Origin of the sequence: Cobetia sp. MC34, assembly GCF_018340035.1 — a bacterium.
In the GTDB taxonomy this organism is placed as follows: Bacteria; Pseudomonadota; Gammaproteobacteria; order Pseudomonadales; family Halomonadaceae; genus Cobetia; species Cobetia amphilecti.
In genome coordinates this window covers 1-3,021 of the sequence record NZ_JADPPY010000074.1, presented here as the reverse complement: position 1 = coordinate 3,021, position 3,021 = coordinate 1, and the positions used below count along the sequence as shown (strand labels likewise).

1 protein-coding gene and 1 pseudogene are annotated in these 3,021 nt (G+C 40.0%); both read left to right on the top strand.

The features are described 5' to 3' along the window. The first annotated feature begins 169 nt into the window (after nt 1–169). Nucleotides 170–826 (top strand): annotated as a pseudogene (locus tag IZU87_RS18220) (helix-turn-helix domain-containing protein). A gap of 68 nt (nt 827–894) precedes the next feature. Then, on the top strand, nt 895–2,562 hold the full coding sequence (locus IZU87_RS17105; protein ID WP_213115343.1) for a hypothetical protein: 1,668 nt from the start codon (nt 895–897) through the stop codon (nt 2,560–2,562). Nucleotides 2,563–3,021 lie beyond the last annotated feature (459 nt).

Below are 3,021 nucleotides of genomic sequence, written 5' to 3'. Positions count from 1 at the left end.
CTGAATTACCTGAAAGGAGAGAAATCTTTCAAAGGCGGAATTCGGCGGAAACAGAAGAAAGCGGCACTGGTTGAGACATATCTTGCTGACATTCTCGCGGTCTGAAAGCTTTCATGCGTTTTCCCTGACTCAGAGCCTGCATCCGCCCAATTTATTCGGAAAAGGTTTCATGGCTATCAAGCTGCATAAGCAAGTGACGACGACACCGAAAATCCGTGCCAACATCCAAGCAGCTCTTTCCCCATGACGAACAAAGATATCGCTCGTCAGTTTGGGATCAACGTCTCAACTATCCAGCTATCCAGCGCTGGCATTATCGTGATGATGTGCTGGATCGTTCCCACTCGCGTCACAATCTACAGATGACTATGACCTTAGAATAGGAAGAGATAGTCATCGCCACGCGTGAACTACTACGGTTGGAGCTCGATGATCCACCTGTCGTTGCTCGTGAATTCCTGAACTCAAAATTGTCACATTCCGCGCTTCACAGTAGGTGGCGAGTGTAAGCCCAGTGGGTATCATTTATTCGATCTGGAATGTCAGAGCCATGGCATTTAGCAACGATTGATCAAGCTAGGCAGCCGCCCCCAAACGACCGATATGGTGGAGCGCTTCAATTGATGTATTAGCGATGTACTGGCGACTTGGGGCTATGACTCAAATAGAACAGATTCTCGAGCGGTATTACTGGTTATATAATCACCATATTCCTCTGAAGGGACTACACCACAGGGCACCTGTTACAGCAATGATGGAGTGACAGGCCGAAGTACCGGAGCTGTTTAATCACGCTGTAACCAATCAGACGAAATCCGATATCTAAGTAAAAAGCTACGATAACCATTTCTTGTTATAAAGATGTATAAAATTTTAAATTTTCTAGGAAAATATATGTGTGATAAGTTGAAAGCGGGCAGTAATGATAAAGCAAAGTCATTGCATTTTTCGGAATTCGATAATATTCTGGGTGACAATCTCTGTAATGTTAGAAACATCGACGTAAATGAAAATTCAGAAGTAATTAAAATTATAAGAAGTTATAGTGATTTAGAATTGTCGATAGTTGAAGAGTTTTATACCAGTAGAGCAGATGTTGATCAGATAAGAATAGAGCACCCAATATATAGTAATGTCGATACGTATGGCGTATATAGTTTTATGGTGAATATGACAAACTTTGTTGTGTTTACCGATAGTGAGTGTAATCCTAAATATACTTGGGTCCTGGGTCAAGTTATATCTGCTGTATCTGCAATATTGTTAGAAGGTAAAGTTATTCATGGCATCAATCTCGGCGAAGCTGAAGTTGTCATTAAAAGTCTTTCCGAATTCAAGCAGGATTTAACTGAAGTTGAATATATTCGTGGACATGGTGATTTCTCAGGATTCCTATTGTCCAATAATCGACCTTATCACTACGTTTATGATTCTTTATATTGGGCTTATTTTTATCAAAAAAATATTCCGAGTGAATCAAGAAATTACAGTGTATACGCGAACAATCCGTTCATTAGCTTGCTACATGAAGGGCAGTATATTCCAAACAAGAATGGCTATTATTTCAAAATGTGTGGCCTGACAAGAAATTTAATAAGAGCTTGGGCTAGAAAGTCAGGCGATTCTTCTTGGCATAACGAAGACGTCAGAGAGTTCGAGAAATGGATTTATGATACCAATGTCGACTTTGATATCGATAACTTGAGTTCTCGTAATATCTCTACATTCAAATTATGGATTGGTATTACGGGACAAAAAAGATCTTGGTTACAACAAGTGGAAGGTTATTCTGAGATAATCAATCGTCTTTCTGATTATTTTGATGATCTAACCGTCTTTGTTGATGGTTGGACATCGCCATTACAGAGTAAAGAAGAGAATAAAGAGGATACCTTTATTTTCGAAGAGATCAGGGAAAGAATAACATCAAAAAATACAACCCTCGTATCATTAATAGGTGAAACCTATCCGACGAAGATTCAAGCTTGTAAAGACATTGATTTTCATATCAGTGTAGGTGGCACCGGTGCCTTTATTCCTCTAAGAATATGTAAAAAACCTGGCGTCATCCATTGCAATAGATCTCTCAATACATTTGACTTTGATCAAGATAAGTTAATTACGTTTATTGCAGATAAAAATATTATTGAGGCTCCGATTTTTTTACACGGTAAAATAGTTAAGACATCAATGAATATCAGCTATTCGGCTTCTTGGCAGCTTATGTATAACTGTTTGATTGATTTTATAAAAACGTCAAAAGGCATTTTTTTCGGCTATCAAGAGACTTCCTCTGTTGCCGAAATTTCAAGTTCTCATGCAGAAAATCATCTATATACTGCTGAAAATAAAGCCATGTTAGCTAAATTATTTGAAGATACGAGCGATCTTCTTAAAAGCGATACTTCATTGCCTGATATACTAATATCGTTATCTAACGGCTATGAAGAGTGCGGTGATATAGTTGCCGCATTAAAAATGATAAGATTAGCTAAAGTATTCAGGCCCAAGGGTGCTAGAATTTTAAAAAAGGAAAAGCTTTATCTTGAACTGCTCAGTTGATATTATATAGATAATATGTAGATTATAGTCGGATAATCAGGCACTAGGTGGCTTCCCTGATCGTCCGATTCATCCGTTCAACCTGTCAGTTGGCCTACGGATGGAAAGGGCATACCAGACGATGCTCAAAATCATGTCGATGTAGAGCCCATCAAATGGGGGCGGTTTGTAAGACTCTGTTCCGCGCCGCTTAGCGAACTGCATACCGTTGTCTATCAGCACTGTACGGACTCGATACGGTAGCTGTTAAAGCCTATCTTCGAGCAGCTTGGTAGCCTGTTCCCGCTCGGTCATTCGGTAGAGCCGGACATGTAAAAACTTGGAGGTACGATCAGGGAAAATGCATGAAAAACCGCTCTACGACGGGCCTCGTAGCGCTTTACCAAAAGGACCTCATGTGGTCATTTAGCAGCTTTCGCTCATGGATGATCCGATGCTGACACCGTCTCTTATGCACCA